Here is a 1,154-nt window from a genome sequence, read left to right as displayed (position 1 = left end):
CGGGTGTGACGGTTCTTCCGCTTGCGCAGGCAAACGCAGCGCCTGCAAGTTCTCAGGATGAGGCACGTTCTGGAGCCACACAGGGTCAGCCAAATTCTGCGGCGCAGAGTGGTCAGGATCAGGGTCAGCAAACCCAGGGTGCAACCCAAGATCAACAGCAGAGCGCTAATGCCGGCGGTCAGGGTCAGCAGGCTCAGGGTGGTGCTACCCAGGGTCAGCAGGCTCCTCAGGGTGGGGGTGCAAGCTCCGCATCCCAGAGTGGTCAAGGACAGCAGCAGGGCCAGCCTGGTGCAACCCAGGATCAGCAGGGTGCTAATGCTAATGGCCAGGGTCAGCAGGCTCAGGGCCAACCACAGGGTGCACCCGCATCCCAGAGCAGCTCAAATTCGAAGTCTGCGTCACAGAATAATCAGAGCCGTCAGAGCCAGCCCTCCGCCCCTGCGGTTGTTGGGATCACCTCTGTCGATGGATTCATTGACCCGCAGAAGACTGATAACTCTCTGACTGTAGAGACTACGGGGATCGATGATATCGACCGTGTAGAGTACGACCTGCGTGTTCAGGAACTTGATGAGTTCGGGAACATCGTTAATGATGACGTTAGCACCGGCGGCGCGTCTAGCATTAATTCGGATGGGGACTTCGGTATATCCGCGATTGTTGATGGTACTAAGATTAACCCGAACCACCACTACCGAGTCTACATTGATGCGTTCGATCGGGATACCTTAACGGCGAGTTACGCGTACTACCCCGTTGTGGTTTGGAACCGTACCTACATTCCGGTTGTTCCTCTGTCGGCAGCACAGTAATTAATGCACCGTATTATCTTTCGCATTTTGTTTAGTGTATTAGATTTCTGAAAATAAAATATATTTTCGGCTCAAGGGTCTTCGGGAGCATGTGTTAGTGATATGCATGCTGTTGAAGACCCTTTGAGTTGCGCTGGCACATTAGCGGGTATATTTTCCATAAATAAATATCAGGAAATAATGTTAAAAATTCTATACTTAAATCTAGTAATATATTACATTTACCAGTATCCCATTCGCCGGTGAATGGAATACATTGAACTGTTCAGAGCTGTTAACCCGCTATAGCCTATATTGGTGTAAAAAAGTTCGTTCTCAGAATAATTATTGTGATGATTCCTC

Annotated in this window: 1 protein-coding gene; it reads left to right on the top strand. The window is 50.0% G+C overall.

Features of this window, described 5'->3' with window-relative positions:
- Positions 1 to 812 (top strand): protein argonaute-2 (locus HMPREF2554_RS07575; RefSeq protein WP_070554520.1); only part of this gene is annotated, 812 nt, incomplete at its 5' end.
- Positions 813 to 1,154 lie beyond the last annotated feature (342 nt).

The sequence above is a fragment of the Rothia sp. HMSC071F11 genome (assembly GCF_001809115.1).
In the GTDB taxonomy this organism is placed as follows: domain Bacteria; phylum Actinomycetota; class Actinomycetes; order Actinomycetales; family Micrococcaceae; genus Rothia; species Rothia dentocariosa.
This window is presented reverse-complemented; position numbering and strand designations above follow the sequence as displayed.